Annotated in this window: 20 protein-coding genes; 16 read left to right on the top strand and 4 right to left on the bottom strand. The window is 64.7% G+C overall.

From position 1 onward, the window contains the following. Positions 1–41: 41 nt before the first annotated feature. Positions 42–1,664, bottom strand: coding sequence for a helicase HerA-like domain-containing protein (locus tag ABID58_RS05750; protein ID WP_354031884.1), 1,623 nt, complete (start codon positions 1,662–1,664; stop codon positions 42–44). Between the two features lie 343 nt (positions 1,665–2,007). Between ABID58_RS05750 and ABID58_RS05745 the strand changes: the two genes are divergently transcribed. The 13 genes from ABID58_RS05745 (at position 2,008) to meaB (ending at position 13,204) form a co-directional block, all read left to right on the top strand. Beyond that, positions 2,008–2,373 (top strand): DUF2267 domain-containing protein, encoded by a 366-nt coding sequence (locus tag ABID58_RS05745; protein WP_354031883.1) that lies wholly within the window; start codon positions 2,008–2,010, stop codon positions 2,371–2,373. Between the two features lie 26 nt (positions 2,374–2,399). Next, positions 2,400–2,807, top strand: coding sequence for a DUF4332 domain-containing protein (locus ABID58_RS05740; RefSeq protein WP_354031882.1), 408 nt, complete (start codon positions 2,400–2,402; stop codon positions 2,805–2,807). 211 nt (positions 2,808–3,018) lie between these two features. Beyond that, positions 3,019–3,879 carry a dihydropteroate synthase gene (folP, locus tag ABID58_RS05735; RefSeq protein WP_354031881.1) on the top strand — a complete coding sequence of 287 codons (861 nt, stop codon included), beginning with the start codon at positions 3,019–3,021 and terminating at the stop codon, positions 3,877–3,879. Continuing rightward, positions 3,876–4,244, top strand: coding sequence for a dihydroneopterin aldolase (folB, locus tag ABID58_RS05730; protein WP_027533885.1), 369 nt, complete (start codon positions 3,876–3,878; stop codon positions 4,242–4,244). The genes folP and folB overlap by 4 nt, the downstream gene beginning before the upstream one ends. Before the next feature lies 1 nt (position 4,245). Continuing rightward, complete coding sequence (gene folK / locus ABID58_RS05725; RefSeq protein WP_354031880.1) at positions 4,246–4,737, top strand: 2-amino-4-hydroxy-6-hydroxymethyldihydropteridine diphosphokinase; 492 nt, start codon at positions 4,246–4,248, stop codon at positions 4,735–4,737. An 81-nt stretch (positions 4,738–4,818) separates the two neighbouring features. After that, positions 4,819–6,690, top strand: a complete 1,872-nt coding sequence (locus ABID58_RS05720) for a methylmalonyl-CoA mutase family protein (protein ID WP_354031879.1) — start codon at positions 4,819–4,821, stop codon at positions 6,688–6,690. Then, the gene (locus tag ABID58_RS05715) at positions 6,687–7,151 is read left to right on the top strand and encodes a GFA family protein (RefSeq protein ID WP_148752043.1); all 465 of its coding nucleotides are present in this window, start codon (positions 6,687–6,689) and stop codon (positions 7,149–7,151) included. The genes ABID58_RS05720 and ABID58_RS05715 overlap by 4 nt, the downstream gene beginning before the upstream one ends. A 32-nt stretch (positions 7,152–7,183) precedes the next feature. Continuing rightward, entirely contained in the window at positions 7,184–9,340 is a 2,157-nt protein-coding gene (scpA, locus tag ABID58_RS05710; protein WP_354031878.1) for a methylmalonyl-CoA mutase, read from the top strand. A gap of 157 nt (positions 9,341–9,497) precedes the next feature. Next, complete coding sequence (locus ABID58_RS05705) at positions 9,498–10,298, top strand: RsiV family protein (RefSeq protein ID WP_502916381.1); 801 nt, start codon at positions 9,498–9,500, stop codon at positions 10,296–10,298. A 124-nt stretch (positions 10,299–10,422) separates the two neighbouring features. Beyond that, the gene (locus tag ABID58_RS05700; RefSeq protein WP_354031877.1) at positions 10,423–11,412 is read left to right on the top strand and encodes a tripartite tricarboxylate transporter substrate binding protein; all 990 of its coding nucleotides are present in this window, start codon (positions 10,423–10,425) and stop codon (positions 11,410–11,412) included. A 124-nt stretch (positions 11,413–11,536) separates the two neighbouring features. After that, on the top strand, positions 11,537–11,851 hold the full coding sequence (locus ABID58_RS05695) for a nucleotidyltransferase family protein (RefSeq protein ID WP_148752047.1): 315 nt from the start codon (positions 11,537–11,539) through the stop codon (positions 11,849–11,851). Then, complete coding sequence (locus ABID58_RS05690; protein ID WP_354031876.1) at positions 11,852–12,196, top strand: HepT-like ribonuclease domain-containing protein; 345 nt, start codon at positions 11,852–11,854, stop codon at positions 12,194–12,196. A 21-nt stretch (positions 12,197–12,217) separates the two neighbouring features. Continuing rightward, positions 12,218–13,204: a methylmalonyl Co-A mutase-associated GTPase MeaB gene (gene meaB / locus ABID58_RS05685; RefSeq protein ID WP_354032177.1), complete on the top strand. Its 987-nt coding sequence runs from the start codon at positions 12,218–12,220 to the stop codon at positions 13,202–13,204. A gap of 76 nt (positions 13,205–13,280) precedes the next feature. Here meaB and ABID58_RS05680 read toward each other — a convergent pair whose 3' ends face one another. Continuing rightward, complete coding sequence (locus tag ABID58_RS05680; RefSeq protein WP_354031875.1) at positions 13,281–14,183, bottom strand: haloalkane dehalogenase; 903 nt, start codon at positions 14,181–14,183, stop codon at positions 13,281–13,283. 88 nt (positions 14,184–14,271) lie between these two features. Here ABID58_RS05680 and ABID58_RS05675 point away from each other — a divergent pair, with 88 nt between their 5' ends. The 3 genes from ABID58_RS05675 (at position 14,272) to ABID58_RS05665 (ending at position 17,180) form a co-directional block, all read left to right on the top strand. Then, positions 14,272–14,877, top strand: coding sequence for a CGNR zinc finger domain-containing protein (locus ABID58_RS05675; RefSeq protein WP_354031874.1), 606 nt, complete (start codon positions 14,272–14,274; stop codon positions 14,875–14,877). Positions 14,878–14,959: 82 nt separating this feature from the next. Continuing rightward, a complete protein-coding gene (locus tag ABID58_RS05670; protein WP_148752051.1) occupies positions 14,960–15,607 on the top strand; it encodes a pyroglutamyl-peptidase I in 648 nt (215 codons plus the stop codon). 202 nt (positions 15,608–15,809) lie between these two features. Beyond that, positions 15,810–17,180, top strand: a complete 1,371-nt coding sequence (locus ABID58_RS05665) for a TIGR03808 family TAT-translocated repetitive protein (RefSeq protein ID WP_354031873.1) — start codon at positions 15,810–15,812, stop codon at positions 17,178–17,180. Positions 17,181–17,191: 11 nt separating this feature from the next. On the opposite strand, the gene ABID58_RS05660 is transcribed toward ABID58_RS05665, so the two are convergent. Continuing rightward, positions 17,192–17,857, bottom strand: coding sequence for a TIGR03809 family protein (locus ABID58_RS05660; RefSeq protein WP_354031872.1), 666 nt, complete (start codon positions 17,855–17,857; stop codon positions 17,192–17,194). 481 nt (positions 17,858–18,338) lie between these two features. Continuing rightward, positions 18,339–20,027 (bottom strand): S8 family serine peptidase, encoded by a 1,689-nt coding sequence (locus tag ABID58_RS05655; RefSeq protein ID WP_354031871.1) that lies wholly within the window; start codon positions 20,025–20,027, stop codon positions 18,339–18,341. Positions 20,028–20,041: the final 14 nt, after the last annotated feature.

Here is a 20,041-nt window from a genome sequence, read left to right as displayed (position 1 = left end):
GTGGCGTTACGGACCACTGGCCTGCAACCGGGGCGTTATGCCTACCTTCGCAGCAATCCGCCGAGCGCGCCGCGGACGAGCGCGCGGCCGACCGAGCTGCCCAGCTGGCCGCCGACCGATTTGCCGAGATCGGCCACGACGCCGCCGACCACCTTGCCGGTGACCGTGCGCGTGACATCGCGCGCGATGCGTTGTCCCGTCGTCAGCCGGTTACGTCCGGTGTTGGTGCCGAAGATGGTGCCGACGATCGAGCCGATCTGGCCGAGGATGCCGCCACCGCCGCCGCCCGCCTGGCCATCGGCCGGCGCCGCGGTGCCGGCGATGCGCTTCTGAAGGATCTCATAGGCGGACTCGGAATCGATCGCGGTGTCGTATTTGCCCTTCACCGGGCTCGCATCCATGATCGCCTTGCGCTCCTCCGGGCTGATCGGCCCGATGCGGGCCGATGGGGGACGGATCATCACCCGCTCGACCATCGCCGGCGTGCCGTTGCCTTCGAGGAACGACACCAGCGCCTCGCCCTTGCCGAGCTCCATGATCACCTTGGTGGTGTCGAGCTTCGGGTTGGGCCGGAAGGTCTGGGCCGCGGCGGCGACCGCCTTCTGGTCGCGCGGGGTGAAGGCGCGCAACGCATGCTGCACCCGGTTGCCCATTTGCCCGAGCACGCGGTCGGGCACGTCGATGGGGTTTTGCGTAACGAAATAGACGCCGACCCCCTTGGAGCGGATCAGGCGGACCACCTGCTCGATCTTGTCCATCAGCGCCTTCGGGGCGTCGTTGAACAACAGATGCGCCTCGTCGAAGAAGAACACCAGCTTGGGCTTGGGAAGGTCGCCGGCCTCGGGCAATTCCTCGAACAGCTCCGACAGCATCCACAGCAGGAATGTCGCGTAAAGCCGCGGGCTCTGCATCAGCTTGTCGGCGACGAGGATGTTGACCATGCCGCGGCCGTCGCGGTCGGTCTTCATGAAGTCCTTCAAGGTCAGCGCCGGCTCGCCGAAGAATTTTGTGGCGCCCTGGTTCTCCAACACCAGGAGCTGGCGCTGGATGGTGCCGATTGTGGCCTTGGTGACGTTGCCAAAACCCTGGGCCGCCTTCCGGATCGGCGCGAGCGGATCATCGTCCGCGTCCGGCTCCTTCTTGCCGCCGTCGGGCACGATGGCGTCCAGCAACGCCCGCAGATCCTTCATGTCGATCAGAGCAAGACCGTTGTCGTCGGCGACGCGGAAGGCAACGTTGAGCACGCCCTCCTGCACGTCGTTGAGATCGAGCATGCGCGCCAGCAACAGCGGCCCCATCTCGGTGATGGTGGCTCGCACCGGATGGCCCTGCTCACCGAACACATCCCAGAACACCGTCGAGAACTGGTCGGGCTGGAACGTCAACCCCATCTCGGTCGCACGCTTGACGATGAAATCTTTTGCCTCCCCGACCTCGGAGATGCCGGAGAGGTCGCCCTTGATGTCGGCGGCGAACACCGGAACACCGGCCCGCGCAAATCCTTCCGCCATTACCTGCAGCGTGACCGTCTTGCCCGTTCCAGTCGCGCCGGTGACGAGGCCGTGGCGATTGGCGAGCGCCAGCGTCAACCAGGCCTGCTCGTCTCCCTTGCCGACAAATATCTTGCCGTCGGTATCGCCGAGCTTGTTGTCCTGCGCCGTCATTACTCTCTCTATCGTTGGTTTCGCATATTGAAACTCGAACTCACCAGTTCCGTAGTTTAACTCATGTCGCAAGCCGATTGAAACCGTTCAAGGCGGCGCGGACATGCGACATCGTCGGAGACTACGCGCGCGGCATGCGCCAAAAGTCGGAGTGATACATTCGCATCGCGGCAATTTTTCACGGATTCGTTCCCCGGTCTTGCAACGCTGCAACACTTTACGCGCGTTCGAAGATGAATCGCATGTTCGCCTCCGTTCATAGCTTGTATTTCACATCACACCGGCTCAAGATCAGTTTTCGAAATAAATCTCCGGCATGTGAACCGGCTGAGGGGCGGCCCATATGGACGAGCTGATCGGAAGGCTGGCGACAAACGCCAGCATAGATAGTGCTGTCGCTGAAAAGACCGTCGGCATTATCCTGGGATTCCTCCGCAGCGAGGGTCCTTCCGACAGCGTGCAGGCCCTGATCGACCAGATCCCTGGCGCAGACGGCGCGATCGAAGCGTCCACGAGCGGCGGCGGACTGTCGCGGCTGATGGGCGGCGGCCTGATGGCCGTCGGCACGCGCCTGATGGGCCTTGGGCTTGGCATGTCCGACATCCAGACCATTGCCCGTGAACTTTTCCGCTACGGCCGAGACAAAATCGGAGCGGATCAGATGGGCAAGATCATTGCGGGGACGCCGGGCCTCAGCCAGTTCGCCTGAGAGCCACGCTTTTTATATCGAGTATCATGACATATCCGATTTCCGAGATTGAGGGCCTGCCAGCCTTTGCCGCCAACAAGTTGAAGGCGCAGGGAATCCGCACCACCGACGCGCTGCTGGAAGCCGCGAGCACCGCCAAGGGGCGCAAGGCGCTCTCGGCCAAGACCGGCATCAGCGAGCAGCTGCTGCTGGAGTGGGCCAACGTCTCCGACTACATGCGCATTCCCGGCATGGGCCGGGCCAAGGTCGGCCTGGTCCGCGCCGCCGGCGTCACCACGGTGCGCGAGCTCGCCTATCGGAATCCGGTGAGATTGGCGCAGAGCATGCGCGAAGCCAACGATCGGAGGAAGCTCGTCCGCATCCTTCCTTCCGAGAAGTCGGTCGGCGACATCATCGCCAAGGCCAAGAAGCTGTCGCCGAAGATTACGTATTAGCGCGTCTCTCCCGGGCGATGACCTGCAGCGTTAGCTCTCGATGTCATACCCCGCCTTGTGCGCACTTGCGCACTGGGGCGGGGGATCCAGTACGCCGCGGCTCCTCCGTATCACCGCACCGCCTCGGAATACTGGATTGCCCGCCTTCGCGGGCAATGACAGCTAGGGTGTTGGTCTTGACTCCCCCTCCCCGACCGCTAAAGCGGGCGGCATGAATGCCTCGCCCTCCCCATCCGTCCCGCCGGCCGGCTCGGCCGGGCCTGACGCGCTGCGGACGCTGCTGGAACGGCCTCTGCCAGCGGTGATGGGCGTGCTCAACGTCACCCCGGACTCCTTCTCCGACGGCGGCAACTTCATCGCACCGGACCAAGCGCTGGCACGGGCGCAGGCGATGATCGAGGCCGGCGTCGACATCATCGATATCGGCGCCGAATCTACCCGGCCCTACAAGGGCGCCCAGCCGGTGACAGTGGCGGACGAGCTTGCCCGACTGAGGCCGGTGCTATCGGCAATCGTCGCGCTCGGCGTCCCCGTATCGATCGACAGCATGAAGGCGGAGGTCGTGGCCTTCGCGCTCGACCAGGGCGTGGCCATCGCCAACGACGTCTGGGGATTGCAGCGCGACGCCAGCATGGCGCCGCTGGTCGCCGCAAGAGGCGTCCGCGTCATCGTCATGCACAACCGTGACAGCGTCGATTCCGCCATCGACATCGTCACGGACATGAAGGCGTTCTTCCTGCGCTCGCTCGACATCGCCGCCAAGGCCGGCATCGCACGCGAAAAGATCGTGCTGGATCCCGGCATCGGCTTCGGCAAGACCGCCGAGCAGAGCATGATCGCGCTGGCGCGGCTGCGCGAACTCGACATGTTCGGCCTGCCAGTGCTGGTCGGCGCCTCGCGAAAACGCTTCATCGCCTCGGTGTCGCCGTCGGAGCCGAAAGAGCGGCTCGCCGGATCGATCGCCGCGCATCTGATCGCCGCGCAGAAGGGCGCGAAAATCATCCGGACCCATGACGTCGCCGAAACCTTGCAGGCCCTGCGGGTCGCAAACGCAATCGAGAGCAAGCAATGACCGATACGATCTTCGTGACCGGCCTGTCGATCCATGCACGCCATGGCGTGATGGATCACGAAACCGAAGTCGGCCAGCGCTTTGTCATCGACCTCGAGCTCTACACAGACCTGTCGGAGCCCTCGCGCAGTGATCGCCTCGCCGACACCGTCTCCTATGCCGATGTGGTGGCGACCACGACGGCAGCGTTCAAGAACACCAATTACAAGCTGCTGGAGCGTGCCGCCGGCGCTGTCGCCGACGCCATCCTGTCGCACTTCCCGCGCATCCGTGCCGTCAAGATCACCGTGCACAAGCCGCATGCGCCGATCGCCGCGATCTTCGACGATGTCGGCATCATGCTGACCCGCTCGCGGCACCCCTGACATGGCGAGCGTGCTGATCGCACTCGGCGGCAATGTCGGCGACGTCCGCGCGACATTCCGCAAGGCGATCGCCCATATCTGCGGCATGGCGCAAGCCACGGTGATCGCGCGTTCGTCGGACTACACCACGCCGCCCTGGGGCGACGAGGACCAGGATCCTTTCATCAATGCCTGCGTCGAGATCGAGACCGACCTCGATCCGCACGCGCTATTGTTCGTCATGCAGAAAGTCGAGCAGAAGTTCGGCCGCACGCGCGACAGGGATCGGCGCTGGGGTCCGCGCACGCTCGATCTCGACATGATCGCCTATGACGATGTGTCGTTTCAGAAGCCCGACCTGACCCTGCCGCATCCGCGGCTGTTCGAGCGCGCCTTCGTGCTGGTGCCGCTGGCCGAAATCGCGCCCGACCGCGTGATCTCGGGCATCCGCGTGCGTGACGGCCTCGCCAGCGTCTCGACGCAAGGCATTGAGCGGCTTCCGGATACCGGTTAACCAAAAACAACCGTTTGCAGGGACGGCCGGCCGTGGCAATTTCGCCTGCGAATAACGAGACGTTTGGGAGCCCTTGGCCGTATGACCTCCGTGACTGACAATCTGCCGCTGGCGGCCGATTTTCCCAAGGCGACGGACGCGGACTGGCGCAAGCTGGTCGACGGCGTGCTCAAGGGCGCGCCGTTCGAGAAGCTGGTCGGCAAGACCTATGACGGCGTGAGGATCGAGCCGCTGTATCCGCGCGCCAAGGACGCTGCGCTGGTGGCAGGACGGCCGGCGGCAGCGCCGTGGCAGATCATGCAGCGGGTTGATCATCCCGACGCGGTGGCCGCGAACGCGCAGGCACTGACCGATCTGGAGAACGGGGCGACAGGGCTTTCGCTGGTGTTCGCCGGCAGCAATGGCAGCCACGGTTTCGGCCTGGAACCAACGGCCGATGCGGTCGCGAAAGCACTGAAGGACATTCATCTCGATGCCGGCATCGGCATCGAGCTTCAGGTCGGCCCGCAATCGCGGATGGCGGCGATCCATGTCGCGGAATATGTGAAGAGCAACGGCATCGATCCTGCAGCCTGCGACATCCGCTTCGGGCTCGATCCGCTCGCGGCGTGCGCGGTGTGGGGCCACAGCCCCTACACATGGGAAGAGATCGTTCCCGCCGTCACCGGCGGCATCAAGGGCCTTGCCGCGCTTGGCTTCAAGGGACCGTTTGCTTCCGCCGATGGTCGCGTGATCCATGATGCCGGCGGATCGGAGGTGCAGGAGCTCGCCTTCGTGCTCGCCTGCGGCGCCGCCTATTTGCGCGCGATCGAAGGCGCCGGCGTCCCGCTGGAGCAGGCGCAAGACATGGTCTATGCGCGGCTCTCAGCCGACGCCGACCAGTTCCTGACCATGGCAAAGTTCCGTGCGCTGCGGCTGCTCTGGGCGCGCATCGAGGCCGCGTGCGGGCTTGCGCCAAAGCCGCTGTTCATTGCCGCCGATACGGCGTGGCGCATGCTGACGCAGCGCGACCCCTATGTGAACATGCTGCGCGCGACCATCGCAACGTTTGCCGCAGGGCTCGCCGGCGCCAATGCGATCACGGTGCTGCCACATACGCTCGCGCTTGGACTGCCCGATCCGTTCGCGCGGCGCGTGGCGCGCAATACGCAGCTTCTGCTGCTGGAAGAAAGCAACCTCGCCAAGGTCAGCGATCCCGCAGCAGGTGCAGGCGGCATCGAGACGCTGACGGCGCAGCTCTGCGAGGCCGCCTGGGCGCTGTTCCAGGAGAGCGAGAAAGCGGGTGGCGCCTTTGCCGCGCTTCAGCAGGGCGTATTCCAGAGCAATGTCGCAGCCGCACGAAAGGCGCGCGATGCCAACATCGCAAAGCGCCGCGAGGTGCTGACCGGCGCCAGCGAGTTTCCGAACTTGCATGAGAGCGAGACGGCGGTGCTGAAGGCGACGCCGGTCGCGCTCGCACCCTATGGCGAACAGAAATACAAGTTCGACGCGCTGCCGCCGATCCGGCTGGCGGAACCGTTCGAGGCGCTGCGCGACAAATCCGACGCGGCGCTGAAGGCACGCGGCGCGCGGCCAAAGGTGTTTTTGGCCAATCTCGGCACGGCCGTCGATTTCACCGCGCGCGCGACCTTTGCCAAAAGCTTCTTCGAAACTGGCGGCATTTTGGCCGTCGACAGCGAGGGCTTCGCCGATCCGGCCAAGCTGGCGGCCGCCTTCAAGGCGTCGGGTGCCGAGCTTGCCTGCCTGTGTTCCCATGACAAGGTCTATGCGGACCATGCCGAAGCCGCCGCCAAGGCCCTGCAAAGCGCGGGCGCCAAACATATCTATCTGGCAGGCCGACCGGCAGAGGCCGAGGCGGCCCTGCGCAAGGCGGGCGTTACGGGCTTCATCTTTGCCGGCGCCGACGCGCAAGCCATGCTGGGCGACGCCTATCGACGGATGGAACAGGCATGACCGACGCAACCAAGACAGTTCTGAGTGGCGGGTGCCAATGCGGTGCCATCCGCTTCGCGGTCTCGGCGGCACCCGCCAAGATCAGCATTTGTCATTGCCGGATGTGCCAGAAGGCGACGGGCGCGCCATTCGCCTCCTATGCCGACATCGAGAAAACCGACTTTGCCTGGACCAAGGGCACGCCGTCGGCGTTTCAATCCTCCTCGATCGCGATGCGCGATTTCTGCGCTGCCTGCGGCACGCCGCTCAGCTTCCGCCGCATCGATGGCCCGCGTATCGAGATCATGACTGGAACCTTCGACCGCCCGGATCACGTCGTACCGACACGGCAATATGGAACCGAATCCCGGCTCGGCTGGGTCGTCGGTATCGCCAACCTGCCGAGCCAGACCACGCAGCAGAATTACGGACCGGAGAAGATGGCGACCATCGTCAGCCATCAGCATCCGGACCATGATTGAGCGCCCGAAGCGCCCACCTGTGAGTTGAAGCCATGAGCCGCATTCCAAACTTTGCAGACATTGCCTTCGAGCGGACCGCAACCGCCGCCCCGACCGGCAGCGCCGAGCCGTGGCTGACGCCCGAGGGCATTCTGGTGAAGCCGGCCTATGGCGAGGCCGATCTGGCCGGGCTCGATTTCCTCGATACCTATCCGGGCATCGCGCCGTTCCTGCGTGGCCCCTACCCGACCATGTATGTCAACCAGCCCTGGACTATCAGGCAGTATGCCGGCTTCTCCACGGCGGAGGACTCCAACGCGTTCTACCGCCGCAACCTGGCGGCCGGACAGAAGGGCCTCTCTGTCGCTTTCGATCTCGCCACCCATCGCGGCTATGACAGCGATCATCCGCGCGTCGGCGGCGACGTCGGCATGGCCGGCGTGGCGATCGATTCCATCTACGACATGCGCACGCTGTTTGCGGGCATTCCGCTCGACCAGATGAGCGTCTCCATGACCATGAACGGCGCGGTGCTGCCGATTCTCGCGCTCTACGTTGCCGCCGCCGAGGAACAAGGCGTTCCGCCAGAGAAGCTCTCGGGGACTATTCAGAATGACATTCTGAAAGAGTTCATGGTGCGCAACACCTATATCTATCCACCCGCGCCCTCGATGCGGATCATCTCGGACATCTTCGCCTACACCTCGCAGAAGATGCCGAAATACAACTCCATTTCCATTTCCGGCTATCACATGCAGGAGGCCGGTGCGACGCAGGATCTCGAGCTGGCCTATACGCTCGCCGACGGCGTCGAATATCTGCGCGCCGGCCTTGCCGCAGGCCTGGATGTCGACCGCTTCGCGCCGCGGCTGTCGTTCTTCTGGGCGATTGGCATGAACTTCTTCATGGAGGTCGCCAAGCTGCGCGCCGCGCGGCTGCTCTGGGCGAAACTGCTCAAGCCGTTCAATCCCAGGGATCCGCGCTCGCTGTCGCTGCGCACGCATTGCCAGACTTCCGGCTGGTCGCTGACCGCGCAGGATGTCTTCAACAACGTAATGCGCACGACGGTGGAGGCAATGGCGGCCACCCAAGGTCATACCCAGTCGCTGCACACCAATGCGCTCGATGAAGCCTTGGCACTGCCGACCGATTTCTCGGCCCGCATCGCCCGCAACACCCAGCTGTTCCTGCAGCAGGAGAGCGGCACCACCCATATCATCGATCCCTGGGGCGGCTCCTATTATGTCGAGCGGCTCACGCGCGACCTCGCCGCAAAAGCCTGGAGCCACATCCAGGAGGTCGAAGAGCTCGGCGGCATGGCGAAGGCGATCGAGGCCGGCGTGCCGAAGCTGCGCATCGAGGAGGCCTCGGCCAAGACCCAGGCGCGCATCGATGCCGGCAAGCAGGCGGTGATCGGCGTCAACAAGTACAAGCCGACTGACGAGGCGCCGATCGACGTCCTCAAGGTCGACAACACCAACGTTCGCCGGCTCCAGATCGACAAGCTGGCGCGGCTGAAATCCGAGCGAAGCCAGAAGGACGTCGAGGCCGCGCTCGCCGCGTTGACGCGCTCGGCTGGCGAAGGCAACGGCAATCTGCTCGCGCTCGCAATCGACGCGGCACGGGCCAAGGCGACCGTCGGCGAAATCTCTGACGCAATGGAGAAAGTGTTCGGCCGGCACCGCGCCGAGATCAAATCCATCACCGGCGTCTACAAGCGGGAGGCGTCCAGCATGGGCAATCAGGTCGAGAAGGTTCAGGCGCTGATCGACGCGTTCGAGGAGGCCGAAGGCCGCCGCCCGCGTATCCTGGTCGCCAAGATCGGCCAGGACGGCCACGACCGCGGCCAGAAGGTGATTGCCTCGGCTTTCGCCGACATCGGCTTCGATGTCGATATCGGGCCGCTGTTTGCCACCGCGGACGAAGCCGCAAGACAGGCGGTCGAGAACGACGTCCACATCCTCGGCGTCTCCTCGCTCGCCGCCGCCCACCTCACCGCCGTACCGGAGCTCAAGGCCGCGCTGAAGAAGCAGGGCCGCGAGGACATCATGATCATCGTCGGCGGCGTGGTGCCGCCGCAGGATTACGACGCACTCTATGCCGCCGGCGCGGAAGCGATCTTCCCGCCCGGCACGGTGATCGCGGACGCAGCCGAGGAGCTGATCCGCAAGCTGAACGCCCGGCTCGGCCATAGCGAGGCGGCGGAGTAATTCCGCCGCCGTGGGGGCTTCCTATCAAACTCGCGGGCGCGCTGCCGCGACCAATCTTCACGTCCTAGCGTTCGCGCCGCGCGTTCTGCGCCGGTTCATGTTGCGATCGCTACGCTCACGCCGATGTCCGAACGTCGCAGAATTGATGGATATTGAAGTGACATATCATCGTGCAAATGTGCGGGCAGGATTGCTCGCGAGCCTTTTTGCCGTCGCGACGATCGGCCTTGCCTCGCCCTCCCTCGCCGCCGACCCCAAGCCCGACGCCGTCGTCAAAAACAGAAACATCGAGGCGCGTGTGTTCCTTGATGACAGGATCAAGGCCGACACGCCACTCGCCGCCGATTGCCTCGCTGACGGCGAGAAATGGCTCGACAAGAACGCAGCCGACGCTGCCGCTTCGCGAAAGCAGGATCCGCAATTCTTCAAGGACGGCAGTTGGGATTTCGAGCGCAAATATTCGATCCGCTCCGTCGTCGCCGACCGCTATGTGAGCATCCTGCGTGACGACTACATGGACACCCATGGCGCCCATCCCAATTCGGATGTGAACACGGTCCTGTGGGACAAGTCCGAGAGCAAGCGCATCTCGATCCGCCCGTTCTTCACCGAGACGGCCGATGGCGGCCCCGCCATGAAGACGATGGCGAAGGCCGTGATCGCCTCGCTCAGAATCGAGAAAAAGAAGCGCGACTCCAGCGAGACCGCGACCAATGAATGGTTCAAGGGCGTCGAGCCGAGCCTGCTCAAGATCGGTGCCGCGACGCTCGCGCCGTCGACCGAAACAGGCAAGAGCTCCGGCCTCACCTTCCATTATCCGCCCTATGCGGTCGGCCCCTACGCCGAGGGCCAATATGTCGCATTCGTTCCGTGGGAGACATTTAAGCCCTATCTCACGCCGGAGGGCACGCGCATCTTCGGCGGTACGCGGCCAAAAGGCGACGCTGACGAGCAGTAATAAGTTTCCGACGGAACACTTGCTCAGGGCGCCGTTGGGCGGCCGCTTGCGACATCCATGCAAAGCCGCGTAGCATATTGCATTGACGCGAGCCCGATTCCCCGCCGCCGGGACCATTTATGTTATGCTAGGAATCACGCGCCGCATTTTCGCGGCTTCTTCTGTAGCTGCCGCCACGTCCGCGCTCCTCTCACCTGCGCGCGCGCAAGCCTATCCGGCGCGGCCGGTGACCTTGATCGTGCCCTGGGGTGCGGGCGGTGGCACGGATGCGACCGCGCGCATCGTCGCGACGCTGCTGGAGAAGGAGCTCGGCCAGCCGTTCAACGTCGTCAACCGCACCGGCGGATCCGGTGCCGTCGGCCATGCCGAGATCGCAGCCGCAGCGCCGGACGGCTACACGATCGGCACGCTGACCGTGGAAATCGCGATGTTGCACTGGCAAGCCCTGACGCAGCTGACGCCACGGAATTTTACGCCGCTGGCGCTGGTGAACGAAGATCCGCCTGGCGTCCAGGTATCGACGTCCTCGCCATACAAGACGGTGAAGGAGCTCTTGGACGCCATCAAGCTGGCGCCTCCGGGACGGTTCAAGGCTTCAGGCACCGGACAAGGCGGCATCTGGCATCTCGCCCTTGTCGGCTGGATGCAGGCGATGGGATTGCCGGCCAATCAGGTCGCCTGGTCAGCGTCGAATGGCGCAGCACCGGCCATGCAGGATCTGGTCGCGGGCAGCCTCGATCTCACCACCTGCTCGGTGCCCGAAGCGCGCGCCACCATCGAGGCCGGCCAGGCCCGGAGCCTTGCGATCATGGCGCACGCGCGCAATCCGATCTTCCCCGACGTCCCGACGCTGAAGGAGACGCTCGGCGTCGATTATTCCACCAGCTCATGGCGCGGGATCGGCGGCCCCAAGGGCTTGCCTCCAAATATCGCCACCACGCTGACCGCGGCCTTGAAGAAGGTGTACGATTCCCCCGCCTTCAAGGACTTCATGACCGGACGCGGTTTTGGCACCGTCTGGTGCGATGCCGGTCAGTTCGAGACCTTCATGGACCAGGCGAATAGCCAGATGGGCCAGGCGATGAAAGCGGCCGGTTTTGCGAAAGCGCCATGAGATTTCGTGCCGAACGCAGAAATCGCGGCACCATTCTTTAAGCCGAGCCTTGCCTGCCCGCCGGAGCGCCTAACGGGCTCCGACGGCGCTGGGCTGGTTGACGACCCTGTGCTAATATTTGGCCATGACTGATGTCGTAGACATTTCAACCCAGACGCTCATTGAGAAGCTGAAGGAGCTTGCACCCGCCTTGAGGGCTTCCGGCATTACGCGCCTGTACCTGTTTGGATCCCGTGCGCGCGGCGACGCACGGCCCGATAGCGATCTGGATATTTTGATCGAGACGACGTCGCGCGAGGAATCGCCGCGGTTTGACCATTTCAAAGCCCTCCACTTGATTGAGGAACATCTGGGACTTCAGGTGCAAATATCGATGCGAGATTTGCTGAAACCGCGTATGGCAGAGCGGATCGCGGATGACCTGATCGAGGTATTCTGAATGCCGCCGACCGTGGAAGACCGGCTGCGGGATATTCTGGAAGCCATCACTGACATCGAAAATGCCGTGAGGGGCTTTACCTTCGATCAATTTGTCGCCGAGAAAACGACCCGGCTGGCGATCGAACGTCTTCTCGAAATCATCTGCGAAGCGTCGAGATTCATCCCCGACGATCTTAAGCGGGCCGAGCCACATATCGACTGGCGCAAGATGATCGACTTCGGAAATCTGCTTCGTCGTGCCTATCACATGACGAAGGCCGAGATCGTTTGGGACATCGTTCAAATCCACCTTCCACCAATGAAATCTTGCGCTGAAAGACACATTCGCATGTCGGGCCGTTAGCGGCTGGATGCGAAGACCATGATGACCAATAGCAAGACCATCAACATCACCGCCCTCGCCCGCGAGCTCCGCACCGGCCATCGCGCGGCGCTGGCGCGGGCCATCACGCTGGTGGAGAGCCGGCGTGGCGATCATCAGGCGCAGGCGCGCGAGCTGGTGCAGATGCTCCTGCCCGATACCGGCAAGGCGGTTCGCGTCGGCATTACCGGCTCGCCCGGCGTCGGCAAATCCACCACCATCGATGCGCTCGGGACCTATCTGATCGAACAGGACAACAAGGTCGCGGTGCTCGCGGTCGATCCGTCCTCGGCGCGCAGCGGCGGCTCGATCCTCGGCGACAAGACGCGGATGGCACGGCTCGCGGCCTCCGACGATGCCTTCATCCGCCCCTCGCCGTCGTCAGGCACACTCGGCGGCGTCGCGGCCAAGACGCGCGAGGCGATGCTGCTGTGCGAGGCGGCCGGTTTCGACGTCGTGCTGGTCGAGACCGTCGGCATCGGACAGTCCGAGACCGCGGTCTGCGACATGACCGATTTCTTCCTCGCGCTGATGCTGCCGGGCGGCGGTGACGAGCTGCAAGGCATCAAGAAGGGCCTCGTCGAGCTCGCCGACATGATCGCGATCAACAAGGCCGACGGCGACAATCTCAAGCGCGCCAATATCACCGCGGCCGACTATCGCAGCGCGCTGCACATCCTGGCGCCGAGGTCCGCGCATTGGCATCCGCCGGTCGTCACCTATTCGGCGCTGGCCGGCACCGGCATCGCCGATCTCTGGCAGAAAGTTTTGGATCACCGCAAGGCGATGAACACGTCCGGCGAGTTCGCCGCACGCCGGCGCGAGCAGCAGGTGAAGTGGATGTGGTCGATGCTCGAGCAGCGCATGCTGGCGCGGCTGCGCAGCGAGGCGGCCGTCCGCGCAAGGGTGAAGAAGATCGAATCCGAGGTCGCCGACGGCCACCTCACGCCGGCGCTCGCCGCCGAGGAGATCATGAAGCTGCTGCATTGAGGCCGCCTCACCGCTCCCCAGCGGGGAAAGGTGAGGCGAAGTTCGAGCTCGCGATTCAACGCAATCTCGCGATGGCCTAACTGATCTGGCCGGCCAGCACCTTCGAGACGAAGCGCGCGGTCGCCTCGCCGACCTCCTGAGGCGCCTCCTCCTGCAGGAAGTGAGATCCCTTCACCAGGACGGTCTCCTGATTGGGCCAGGCCCTGCAGAAGTCGCGCTGTGCCCCGATCAGGAAGCCCGCCGGCTCGGCATCGATGAACAGTTTCGGGATCCGGTTCTTCGACATCCAATCCGCATAGGCCTCGACGATCGCGACCACATCGGCAGGCTCGCCCTCAATCGGCAATTCGCGCGTCCAGGTCAGCATCGGCTGGCGGCTCGGTCCAGGATTGCGGAAATAGCGGCGATAGACCTCCAGCGCCTCCGGCGCGATGTGGCGCAGTGGCAGCAGATATTCGATGAACAGGTTCTTCTGCAGGATCAGGTCCTCCCCTTGCGGACTCCGTTGGCCCTGGAAGAAGGCGCGCGTCGCGTCAGGCCATTCGTCCCAGGAGCGGAACGGCCGGACGATGCCTTCCATGTAAACGATCGCCTTGACCCTCTCCGGGTGGCGATGGGCCCAGTGAAAGCCGAGCGCGGCGCCCCAGTCGTGCACGACGAGGATGACATTCTCGGTCAGGCCCAGCGCATCGAACCAGGCGTCGAGATAGCGTCGGTGATCGACGAAGCGATAGGAGCCGTTCGGCGCCGCGCCCGAATTGCCCATGCCGACGAGGTCGGGCGCAAGGCAGCGGCCATAGGGCAAGAGATGGGGAATGATGTTCCGCCAGAGATAGGACGGCGTCGGAACGCCGTGCAGGAACACGATGGGATCGCCCGCGCCGACATCGACGTAGGCCATCTGGGTATCCAGCACCTCGACGTATTTCCGGTAGGAGGCTTCCTCGGTCGAGATCGGGGGATGGTTGACGTGCAACATGATGAAACTCCGTTCTCTCGTTGGACACCAGTAAAATAGAAATACTGGCGTCTTGAGTCAACCAGCAAAAGCGATTAAATGGTGTTCGATGTCGAAAGAATCGCGCAAGTTCCAAGTCCCCGACGCATTGGCGAATCTCTACGATTTCGCCAACACGCTGGATCTGCGGCACTTCACCCATCACGGTGTTCAGCATCGGCAGGCGGACGAGCTGCAAAATCTCACCGCCCTCGGCGAGTGGATGCGCGAGCACGGGCTGATGGAACGTACCGCTGCGCCATCGCAGAAGACCTTCGAGGCGGCCTTGCGGCTGCGCGCCGCGATCCGCGACTACCTCAAATGCGAGCCGGTGGAGCGCGATCGCAAGCCAGCCGTCACCGCCCCCCTCAACGCCGCGATGGAGCCGTTTGCACTGCGTGTCGCCGTCATCGGCAAGGATGGTTTTGCACTCAGGCCGGCGATGAGCGATGCGCAAGCGGGCCTGTCGGCGATCGTCGCCGAATTGTACGACGCGGCCTCGGCCGGCACGCTCGAGCGGCTGAAGATGTGCGCCGCCGACGAGTGCCGGCGGGTGTTTTTCGATCGCTCGAAGCCCGGCACGCGGCGCTGGTGCCAATCCAACTTGTGCGGCAACCGGGAAAAGACGCGGACCTACCGCGAGCGCCACAGGCACGATGCCGCATCGGAGATCTGACGACCCGCGAGCTTGGAAGACGGCTGGTCCCAGTATTTACTGGATGCCAGCGTCCCCGACAGGATCGAGAGGATCATATCCATTGTCCGATAAGCTCCGCGTTCTCGTCACCGGCTTCGGGCCCTTTCCCGGTGCGCCGCATAATCCGACCCAGCCGCTGGTGGCGCGGCTGGCGCAACTGCGCCGTCCCGCGTTCGATGATGTCGAGCTATCGCGCCACATCTTTCCGGTGACCTATGCTGCGGTCGACCGGCAATTGCCCGAGGTGCTCGCGAAAGTGAAGCCGGATGCGCTGCTGATGTTCGGCCTCGCCGCCCGCACGCCGTATCTGCGGATCGAGAGCCGCGCGCGCAACGCCGTCACCATGCTGTGGCCCGATGCCGCCAACACCCGCTCGAGCAAGCGCGGCATCGCCGGTGATGCGGACGCCATGACGTTCGGCCCGCACACGGCAAGGCTCTTGCGCGCCGCACGCCTCACCGGCATCGATGCGCGGCCCTCGCGCGACGCGGGGGCCTATCTCTGCAATTATCTGAGCTGGCGCGCGATCGAGAACGTCAGGGGCGGCGGGCCGGGGCTCGCGGCGTTCATCCACATTCCCCTGCTTGCGCGCAGCGGCGCGATGCGGCGCAAGGGCGCGCCGCGGATTACGCTGGACGAATTGGTGGATGCCGGGGAAGCGATGCTGATGGAGATGGTGCAGCTCGCAAGGAAGGCACGCGTTTCGTAGGGTGGACAAAGGCGCCCTTGCGCCGTGCCCACCATGCAACGATATGCGCGGCGACAATGGTGGGCACGCTACGCTTTGCCCGCCCTACCGCACCGCCCGTTGCGTAAACATTTAACCCTACCGCGAACAATCCTCACGGCGCTCCCTGCCCTGCGCTACCTAATCTCCGCGGACACCTCCCGCGTCCGCCAAAGGACGCGTCATGGACCTCAATCGCCGTCATCTCATTGGAGCATCGACCGCCGGCATCGCCGGTGCGCTCGCCATGCCTGTTGACGCCGCGCGCGCGGCGCCGCTGACGTCCACGCTCGGCCGCGATGCGACCCAATACGGCGTGCGGCCCGGCAGCAGCGAGGATCAGACCCGCGCGCTTCAGCGCGCGATCGACGAAGCCTCGCGCGCACAGATGCCGCTGGCGCTGCCGCCCGGAATTTACCGAACCGGACTGCTGCAGCTGCCGAATGGCGCGCAACTGATCGGCGTGCGCGGCGCGACAAAGCTTATCTTCACCGGCGGGGCCTCAGCGATCCAGAGCGACGGATCGGACTCGATCGGGCTGACCGGCCTCACCTTCGACGGCAGCGGCATTCCGCTGCCGACGCGGCGCGGCCTGATCCACGTCCTCGGTGGCCGCGACGTCCGCATCGCCGATTGCGAGATCACCGGTTCCGGCGGCAGCGGCATCTGGCTCGAGCAGGTGTCCGGCGACATCTCCGGCAATATCTTCACCAACATCGCCGTGACGGCAGTGGTCTCGTTCGACGCCAGGGGCCTCAGCGTGTCCCGCAACACCATTGTCGGTGCCAACGACAACGGCATCGAGATCCTGCGCACCGCCATCGGTGACGACGGCACGCTGGTCGCGGACAACCGCATCGAGGACATCAAGGCCGGCCCCGGCGGCTCCGGTCAGTACGGCAACGCCATCAACGCCTTCCGCGCCGGCAACGTGATCGTGCGCGGCAATCGCATCAGGAACTGCGACTACTCCGCCGTGCGCGGCAACTCGGCCTCCAACATCCACATATCAGGCAACAGCGTCAGCGACGTGCGCGAGGTCGCGCTTTATTCCGAGTTCGCATTCGAGGCCGCGATGATCGCCAACAACATTGTGGATGGCGCCGCCGTCGGCGTCTCCGTCTGCAATTTCAACGAAGGTGGCCGCATCGCGGTGGTTCAGGGCAACATCATCCGCAACCTGATCCCGAAGCGGCCGATCGGGACCGCGCCCGACGACGATGCCGGCGTCGGCATCTATATCGAGGCCGACGCCTCGGTGACAGGCAATGTGATCGAGAACGCGCCGTCCTACGGCATCGTCGCCGGCTGGGGCAAATATCTGCGTGACGTCGTGATCGCGGGCAACGTGATCCGCAAGGCGCTGGCCGGCGTCGGCGTCTCCGTGGTGCCGGGTGCGGGCACCGCGCTCGTCAACAACAACATGATCTCGGAAACCCCGCGCGGCGCCGTGGTCGGCCTCGATCATGCGCGGGCCGTGACGGCGGACCTGTCGGCGGACGGCGCCCAACGCTTTGCGCAGGTGGTGGTCGGCGGCAATGCGGTGCGGCAGTAGACGGGACGCCCCTAGAACGTATTCCGCAGCAGCGGGTACTTCGCCTGGATGCCGTCGAGGCTGAAGGTGAATTCGACCACGCGCTCGGGGGCCGCGACGATTTCGGCGGCGGGTGGCGAGAAGGTCTGCAGAAACGAGGCGATCGACGCCACCGGCGCGGCTGGCGCCATCCGAACGACCGGCGCAGGCGGAGCGGCCGGCGCCGTCGGGGCGACCGGTGCAGCTGGGGCGGCCGGTGCGATCGGTGCCTCGACGATTTCGGCGAGCACGTCCAGCTCGGGCTCGAGCCTGACCGGAACGGCGGTCTCGGGCGCGATGTGCACTGCCTTGGGCTGCAAGGCCTTGGGCTGCAGGGCCTTGGGCTGCAAGGTCTGGAGCTGCAAGGTCTGGGCCTGCTCGCGCGGAAACACGCGCGGCATGGTCGCGGGTGACCAGCCGAATGCGGAGGTTACGCTCGCGGCCGCCGCGGCGACGTCCCCGCCATTCGCAAGGGCGCGCCAGGTCTGGACCGCGCGCTTGGCTTCCTGGATGTTTTCGAGGAATGCGAGTTCGGAGTGATAGCGGCGCCAGCGTCCGGTCTCGAACATTTCAGAGAGATGTTCCAGCCGCTGTTCGGCGAGAGCGCACCAGCGTGCTGCAAGCTCGCGGCTTCCAGCCGCGCTGTGGCGATGAGTCATAAATCAGCCCGTCAGGAGAAGATACGGACGCGACGCAACGCACACGAATCAATTTAAGAGCGACATGAATATTTTGTGGAAAAGTTTTGACTTGTCCAGCAACGACACGACTGTCGTCACGAAAGTCCGTAGTCGTGCGGAGTTTTCAGGGCTTTTCGAGTCAAGCTCCGCGCAAGCATAGCGGACTTGCCACGTGCCGCTGCGGAGTCGTCACGACGATTGTGCCCGCGGGCTCAATCGCAAGCTGATTTCGCATCACGCTTCAAGAAATCGGACGCCCCAAAAAGAGAAGACCCGTCCGGGGGGACAACCGGACGGGTCAAGCCATATGGGCGCTTGGGGTGGATGGGCGCTCGCGCCTGATATGACTGATGGGGAGGGATGACCGCTCCCACATAAATTGGTCGTGGCAGCCGGCTGAACGTTCAAAGCGGGGTTCGATTTTTTAACCTTTGGCCGACGCGCAATGTCGTCGCAGGCGCTATCTTGCCGCCGGCCTATCCACCTGAGAAACCGTGGATTTATCGCCCGCGCTCGACAGCGAGGGCTGCTCGATAGCGCGTATGCCGGGGTCGTCACGGCGCTTCTCGGCATCTTCACGTTTAGTTGTACCGGACGCAGCCGCGACCGGCGTCGTGCTGTCGGCCGGAACGGCCATGACCGCGGCAAACGCATCGGGCTCGCCGTCGCCGAAGAGATCATCACGCCCGGGTGAACCGAGATCACGCGCGGTCTTCGCCAGCGTCATGCGCAACGCTTCCGGCTTCAGGGCATAGTTGCGCTCGAGCAGCAACGCCGCGACGCCGGAGACATAGGCCGCCGAGAACGAGGTGCCCGACGTCATCTGGTATTTGCCATCCGGCGCCGGCAGGAAGATGTCGACGCCCGGCGCCGCCAGCGCGATGTAATTGCCGCGGTTGGACGCGGTGAACAGCTTGTCCTGCTGGTCGGTCGCACTGACCGCGATCACGTTGGGATTGGCGGCGGGATAAAGCGGCGGCGATTTGGCGCCGGCATTGCCGGCGGCCGCGATCAGCACTAGGCCACGCGCGGCAGTTGCCGCGATCGCACGCTCGATCACGGCGTCCTTCGGACCGGCAAAGCTCATATTGACGATCTGGGCGCCGTGCTCGGCTGCGTAATTGAGCGAGCGCAGGACGATGTAGGACGAGCTCTCGGCGCTGCCGTTGGTGCCGCCGAAGGCGCGAATGGCGATGATGCGCGCTTCCGGCGCGCTGCCCATCAGCTTCGCATGGGCCACGATGGCCCCCGCAATGCCGGTGCCGTGGATATGGGGGCCTTCGCTGCTGCCGAGCGCGTCGAAATTGTCGGCGATGGAGTTGGCGAGTTCGGGGTGCCTGGCATCGATGCCGGAATCGATCACGGCGACGGTGACATTGGCACCGTGCGCCAGCGTATGGGCTTGCGGCAGGCGCAGCTTCGACAGCGCATATTGCGCCGGATCGCCCTCGGTCGGCACCGCCAACTTCTGGTCCTGGAGCACGTAACGGAAGTTCGGCTGGAGCGAACGCACGCTGCCGTCGGCGGCAAATTCGCGCCGCACCGTCTCATACGGCCGGCCGTCGGCGATGCGGAACAGGCCGACCGTGGCCCCGATCAGCGGAAAGCTTTCCGAAGAGACGCGCGTCAAGCCGTGGCGCCGCGCGAGCTCATCGGCCTCGGTCAGCGACAACGCACTGTCGATCTCGGCCACGAACTCGTTGGCGAAGCTGCGCAGATTTACGGCGACCGGCGTATTATTGCCCCGCCCCTTGCCGGCACTCTTCCTGGCCGATTTGCCGGAGCCGTCGCCGCCTCCGTTCGGCTGTGCCAGGCACTCGCCGTCGGCGTCGCGATAGGCTGCCGTGCAGGCCGGGTAGAGGTTCGGCGAGTAGCGCGCATAGGGCAGCACCGGCGTCAAGCCGATCCGTGCCGTGGAGATATGCGGGATGGCGGGGGTGACCCGAGGACCGCGGTCGACGCTCATCACCCTGGCCGCGACACCCGGAGAGATCGTCGGCGTCCGCGAGGGAACACTGATGGCCGGCGTGCGCATGATCGCCTGGGCGTGCGTCCCCTCGATGCCGAGGCAGGCGGCGAGCAGGAGTGCGGCTCCGGCAGACGAAGCGTACGCCCCGGCTCGCAACTGACTCTCGGACTTGCGCGTCATTGCTGCAGCGGCGC

Origin of the sequence: Bradyrhizobium sp. S3.2.6, assembly GCF_040546885.1 — a bacterium.
GTDB classification, from domain to species: domain Bacteria; phylum Pseudomonadota; class Alphaproteobacteria; order Rhizobiales; family Xanthobacteraceae; genus Bradyrhizobium; species Bradyrhizobium cytisi.
The sequence above is the reverse complement of the archived record's forward strand: the minus strand, read 5'-3'. Positions and strand labels throughout refer to the sequence as shown.

Coding starts and splice junctions, on each gene's coding strand:
- ABID58_RS05665 (WP_354031873.1), top strand. CDS start 15,810: ATGGACCTCAATCGCCGTCATCTCATTGGAGCATCGACCGCCGGCATC.
- ABID58_RS05655 (WP_354031871.1), bottom strand. CDS start 20,027: ATGACGCGCAAGTCCGAGAGTCAGTTGCGAGCCGGGGCGTACGCTTCG.
- ABID58_RS05675 (WP_354031874.1), top strand. CDS start 14,272: ATGTCGAAAGAATCGCGCAAGTTCCAAGTCCCCGACGCATTGGCGAAT.
- ABID58_RS05695 (WP_148752047.1), top strand. CDS start 11,537: ATGACTGATGTCGTAGACATTTCAACCCAGACGCTCATTGAGAAGCTG.
- ABID58_RS05715 (WP_148752043.1), top strand. CDS start 6,687: ATGACCGACGCAACCAAGACAGTTCTGAGTGGCGGGTGCCAATGCGGT.
- ABID58_RS05660 (WP_354031872.1), bottom strand. CDS start 17,857: ATGACTCATCGCCACAGCGCGGCTGGAAGCCGCGAGCTTGCAGCACGC.
- folK (WP_354031880.1), top strand. CDS start 4,246: ATGGCGAGCGTGCTGATCGCACTCGGCGGCAATGTCGGCGACGTCCGC.
- scpA (WP_354031878.1), top strand. CDS start 7,184: ATGAGCCGCATTCCAAACTTTGCAGACATTGCCTTCGAGCGGACCGCA.
- ABID58_RS05740 (WP_354031882.1), top strand. CDS start 2,400: ATGACATATCCGATTTCCGAGATTGAGGGCCTGCCAGCCTTTGCCGCC.
- folB (WP_027533885.1), top strand. CDS start 3,876: ATGACCGATACGATCTTCGTGACCGGCCTGTCGATCCATGCACGCCAT.
- ABID58_RS05720 (WP_354031879.1), top strand. CDS start 4,819: ATGACCTCCGTGACTGACAATCTGCCGCTGGCGGCCGATTTTCCCAAG.
- meaB (WP_354032177.1), top strand. CDS start 12,218: ATGACCAATAGCAAGACCATCAACATCACCGCCCTCGCCCGCGAGCTC.
- ABID58_RS05745 (WP_354031883.1), top strand. CDS start 2,008: ATGGACGAGCTGATCGGAAGGCTGGCGACAAACGCCAGCATAGATAGT.
- ABID58_RS05690 (WP_354031876.1), top strand. CDS start 11,852: ATGCCGCCGACCGTGGAAGACCGGCTGCGGGATATTCTGGAAGCCATC.
- ABID58_RS05680 (WP_354031875.1), bottom strand. CDS start 14,183: ATGTTGCACGTCAACCATCCCCCGATCTCGACCGAGGAAGCCTCCTAC.
- ABID58_RS05700 (WP_354031877.1), top strand. CDS start 10,423: ATGCTAGGAATCACGCGCCGCATTTTCGCGGCTTCTTCTGTAGCTGCC.
- ABID58_RS05750 (WP_354031884.1), bottom strand. CDS start 1,664: ATGACGGCGCAGGACAACAAGCTCGGCGATACCGACGGCAAGATATTT.
- folP (WP_354031881.1), top strand. CDS start 3,019: ATGAATGCCTCGCCCTCCCCATCCGTCCCGCCGGCCGGCTCGGCCGGG.